The sequence below is a fragment of the Siphonobacter sp. genome (assembly GCF_048595215.1).
Classification (GTDB): domain Bacteria; phylum Bacteroidota; class Bacteroidia; order Cytophagales; family Spirosomataceae; genus Siphonobacter.
This window is the reverse complement of the sequence record NZ_JBMDWJ010000361.1, coordinates 1-5,139: the sequence shown is the minus strand read 5'-3', so window position 1 is coordinate 5,139 and position 5,139 is coordinate 1. Positions and strand designations below refer to the sequence as shown.

Here is a 5,139-nt window from a genome sequence, read left to right as displayed (position 1 = left end):
ATGGCATTGAACAAATCCGGCGTCACCACCAGGAAGCTCCAGCCCGATACGTAATCCGGAGCACCTTCTTTCAGGGGCTTGTAACCCCGGGGACCAATCATGATGTTCAGCACGTTTCCTTCGGTACAGGAGATACAATCCCAGGTTCCGGCGGAAGTATTGGTGAACGAAATCTCGAAAATGGATTCGCTGTTGAATTTATTCCGGGTTTTAAACAGATCGCCGAAATTGCTTAACAGCTTGTACCCATAGGTATTCGTACCGCCGGGCGTACCATTTACCAGAGCCAGTTCCTGAGCGGCCTGGGCAAATTTCTCCTGCTGTAAGTATACCTTGCCCAGCAGAGCGTGGGCGGCTCCCTGCGTAGCCCGACCTGCTTCCGTAGCCACGGGTACCGTAACGGGTAGAACGGCCATGGCCTCGGTTAAATCCTGTTCAATCTGCTTGTAGACATCGGCCGGAGGAGCCTGTAGTACATCGTACATCTCACTCGTAGAAACGGTCTTTGTCAGCAAAGGAACGTTCTTGAAAAGCCGCACCAGATCGAAATAGAAATACGCCCGCAAAAACTTGGCTTCCGCTGCGTAGCGGTTTTTCAGGTTTTCGTCCATAGGAACGCTGGGTAACTTTTGCAGCAGCGTATTGGCCCGAAAGACGCCCGAAAATCCTTTCCGCCAGAGTTCACCCTGCGGGCCTACTGCTGGCGTCAGCGTGTAGTTGGAAAATACCTGGTAATCGGTTACGTCGCTCGGACCCCCGCCGCCCGCGTAATGATCATCGGAAGCGGCATTGACGGCTCCTACTTTGGTCACGTAGCCGCCCCCCTGCCATCCGACGACGTCGTAAATCGCCACCAGCCCGTTAAAGGCTTCCTGCTGATTCCGGTAATAGTTGGTTTCCAGATCGGTACCGCGAGGTTTTACTTCCAGGAAGCTGTCCGAACAGGAACTTAAGAAGAGCAAACCCGTCGTTAGGAGTACGCCCAGTGATCTATAATTTCGTTTCATGTGTTTACAAAAAGTAGGGAATGTCGCCGGATTTTTTTTTTCTAGAGAGGACTCCAGCGACAATTCCAAAGTCATTAAAATCCAACATTTAAGCCCAGCATGAAGGAACGAGCCTGGGGATAAATCCCACGATCGATGCTCAGTACACCGCCACCAATTTCCGGATCATAGCCCGTGTACTTGGTGAAAGTCAGCAGGTTTTGACTCATCAGATAAATACGGGCCCGTTGCATACCCACTTTCGAAATCACCGCTTTGGGCAGCGAATAGCCCAGTTGCAGGGTTTTGATCCGGAAGTAACCGCCGTCTTCCAGGTAGAAATCGGAAGGATTCAGGAAGTTTTTGTTTGGGTCACCGCTCACAATCCGGGGATAGCTATTCGTCGTTCCGGGGCCGGTCCAGCGATCCAGTACCTTGGTTTGCCAGTTGGCATTCTGAATATCCAGACGGCGTAAGCCCTGGAAGATTTTGTTACCCGCAGCTCCCTGACCAAAGAAGACCAGATCGAAAGCCTTGTAGGCGGCATTAAGCGTGAAACCGTACGTGATCGTTGGTGTAGGATTGCCCAGGAAGGTACGGTCGAGGTCCGTGATTTTTCCGTCGCCGTTCAAATCGGCCCAGCGGAAATCGCCTGGTTTGGCACCTGGCTGAATGACGGTACCATCCGTACTCTTGTAGCTATTTACGTCTTCAATCGTCTGGAAAACACCCATCGTCTGGAAGCCAAAGAATGAGTTGATCGGCTGACCTACCGCTGTGCGGGTGATGGGATAACTACTGGCCTGGAAGCTTTGTCCGCCCGACAGATATTCCACCCCGCGACCCAGGTTGGTCACTTTGTTTTTGATGTAGGATACGTTCCCGTTCAGAGACAGATTGAAGTCACCGAATTTCTTGTTGTATCCCAATTCCAGTTCAACCCCCTGGTTCGAAATATCGGCTACGTTGGCGGCCGGGTTCGAAATGGCTCCTACGTACTGAGGAATCCGGGGATTCTGCAATACATCCGTGGTCACTTTCTTGAACCACTCCAGCGTCACACTGACGTTGTTGAGCAGCGTGGCATCGAAACCAATGTTGGTCTGACTGGTTTGTTCCCATTTCAGGTCCGGGTTAGCCGGAGCGTTGGGGCTGTAGCCGATGATGTAGCTACCCGAAGTACCAAAGGTGTAATTGCGTCCGCTACCGATTGTTGAAAGGTAGGCAAAATCACCGATGGCATCGTTACCCACAATGCCGTACCCACCCCGCAGCTTGAAGAAATTCACTACACTTTGGGAGGGGAAGAAGTTTTCGCGGGAAAGTACCCAGCCCAGCGACAACGAAGGGAAAATACCGTATTTATTGTTGGCACCGAACCGCGATGAACCGTCGCGACGAATCAAGCCCTGCACCAGGTATTTTTCGTTGTAATTATAATTAATCCGGGCAAAAAGCGAACTCACTTTGTGCAAGGCTCCTTCCGAACCATCGGATGACCGCTGGTCGGTCGGACGCTTGTAGTTGAGCGAAGCATCTTCAAAACGATCGGCAGGGATGTTATAGAAGGTGACGCTCGTCATTTGCGTATTATTATCCTGGTACGCTCCCTGACCTAACAGTACAGAGACGTTATGTGCACCGAATTCGCGGGTATACGAAAGGGTATTTTCCAAGTTCCAATCCAGCCGACGGTTATTGGATCGGTTGAACGAGGTTTGCGAAGTAATCGTTGTGGCGTTCAGCCAGGCCAGCGGCGAGAAGTTTTCACTGCCCCAGAAGGAAAGTTTCGCTCCCAGGGTAGAGCGTACTTTCAGTCCTTTGATTGGTTCAGCCTCCAGATATGCGTTACCTACAAAGTTATCCGCCCAGCTATTGTTACCCAAACGGGTTTGAATATACGCGAGTGGGTTGGTAATTTCCTGAGCAACGGATTGTGAAATACCGTACGGGTTGCCATTTGCGTCGCGGCGGATGCCAATGTTGGTATACGGAGCGGCTCCCGCTACAGCAGGATCGGTTACGACCGTCGGCGTCAGGGGATCAAGGTTGATTACCGAGCTTAGCGGACCACCGAATTCACTGTTGGTATTGCCCAGACCAATGGATTTATCCCGGGCGTAACCCAGATTCTGTCCGAAGTTGAGCCATTTGGCAATCTTGTGCGTCGAGTTTAAACGCAGGTTCAGACGCTTGTACTTGGAAATATCCGTGGCTACGATACCTTCCTGATCAATATAACCCAGCGAGAGGTAGAACGTCGATTTTTCACTACCACCACTCAGACTCAGTTCGTGTTGCTGGCGGCGAGCGTTGTTGTTGAAAATGATAGATTGCCAGTCCGTACCTTGACCCAAAGCGGCCGGATTAGCGTATACGGGCTGTCCACCAGCGTTTACCGAAGCCTCGTTCCGGATGGTGGCGTATTGCGTAGCATTGAGCAGATCCAGTTTTTTAGCGGGCGACGAGACGCCGTAGAAACCGTTGTAATTGACCTGAATGCTACCGGCTTTTCCTTTTTTCGTCGTTACCAGGATTACCCCAGCGGCTGCCCGTGCTCCGTAAATGGCCTGCGAAGCGGCGTCTTTCAGGACTTCGATGGATTCAATGTCCGACTGGTTGAGATACCCAATGCCGCCGTTGTCGATGACGACACCATCCACGACCCATAAAGGATCGTTATTGTTTAGGGTGGTAATTCCCCGTACCCGTACCGAAGAACCGGAACCGGGCTGACCCGAACTCGACGCGATGGTTAAACCAGAAGCCCGTCCCTGTAACGCTTCTTCCAGACGCGTGATGGGCATCGTCGCCAGATCCGAAGACTTGACACTGGAAATGGCCCCCGTAACCACACTTTTCTTTTGAGCTCCGTACCCTACGACTACGACTTCGTTGAGATTACCCGCTTCCTCTTCCAGCGTTACGGCTAGTTGCGTCTGATTACCTACCGTAATCGTTTGGCGTAACATGCCCACCTGACTAAATACCAGTACAGACTCAGAGCCTGGCACGGAAATCTTAAAGTTTCCGGCGGCGTCTGTCGTTGTACCGGTCGTTGTACCCTGCACCTGCACGGATACGCCCACCAAGGCGGATCCATCAGACTTGGCGGTTACTTTCCCCGTCACGGTGAGCCCTTGAGCCCACGCTCCTATCGAACTTGTTAGCAGGCATAAAACCCAGACTAATCCTGTAAATTTTCTCCTCATCTGAGATGAATATGGTTTGAGTAGAACTAATAAAGTAATTGTGCAAAGCAGGCTCAAAAGTAGAGTGACGTACCTGGGATTCGGCTTTTTTACTACCCCTACATAAGCTCTACAACTTCTGATTTTCACTGCTTTTTTTACGCTTACTTCCTCTACTTAACCACTACACCCCTTTTGTAATATTCTGATAATAAATACGTTGTAAGGAAGAATTGTTTTATAACTATATTGATAATTTATAGAACTACTTGACCTGGTTTTTAAAGCTTTTCAGCCTCTGGATTTCTGGGAAATCACAATGCATGTGTTGTAATCAGTGGTCCGTATTACATCGCTCATTTGCTTTCTTTGGCCAGATCAACCAGAAATTCATACAAATTGACTTCCGTAGACAGCAGTAGTTTTTTACGAAGCCGATAGCGGCCAATTTCAATGGCCTTCACGGTTACGTTCATTAAGCGAGCGATCTCTTTCGAAGACAGATTCATTTTCAGATACGCACATAATTTTAGGTCATTGGGCGTTAGTTCCGGGTAGCGGTCTTTCAACAAATGGAAGAAATCGTCATGAACGGTATTGAAGTGAAGGGTGAATTGTCCCCAATCCGCATCCTTGCTTTCAACATCCCGAATCAGGCGTAACACCTGCCGAAAACTTACGGCACTGTCTTTCGTATCCTGTTTTTTCGCCAGTGTAGATACCACTTCTTTCACTTTGACGAGTACCTCTCCCCGTTGCACGAGTTGCATGGTCATCGCCGCTAGTTCGCGGTTTTTGAAGTCGACATCCGCTTCCAGCTGTTCATTCTGCAGGCGTACCAGCTCTTTTTCCGCCCGGTCCAGTTCCAATTGATGGAGATACGTTAACTGCTTTTGTTCCGATCGATGCTTGCGTTTCTGCCAGTGAAAGAGATAATAAACCAGCCCGGCCGCCAGTAAAGC

Annotated in this window: 3 protein-coding genes; all 3 read right to left on the bottom strand. The window is 50.2% G+C overall.

Annotation, left to right across the window (positions count from 1 at the left end; all coding sequences use genetic code 11):
* On the bottom strand, positions 1–1,007 hold a 1,007-nt coding region (locus ACOJTG_RS22350), incomplete at its 3' end, for a RagB/SusD family nutrient uptake outer membrane protein (RefSeq protein ID WP_420155837.1).
* A 74-nt stretch (positions 1,008–1,081) separates the two neighbouring features.
* A complete protein-coding gene (locus ACOJTG_RS22345) occupies positions 1,082–4,198 on the bottom strand; it encodes a SusC/RagA family TonB-linked outer membrane protein (RefSeq protein ID WP_420155836.1) in 3,117 nt (1,038 codons plus the stop codon).
* 335 nt (positions 4,199–4,533) lie between these two features.
* On the bottom strand, positions 4,534–5,139 hold a 606-nt coding region (locus ACOJTG_RS22340; RefSeq protein ID WP_420155835.1), incomplete at its 5' end, for a helix-turn-helix transcriptional regulator.

Excerpts from the sequence above, each read along its gene's own strand:
- ACOJTG_RS22345 (WP_420155836.1), bottom strand. The coding sequence starts at position 4,198 with ATGAGGAGAAAATTTACAGGATTAGTCTGGGTTTTATGCCTGCTAACA.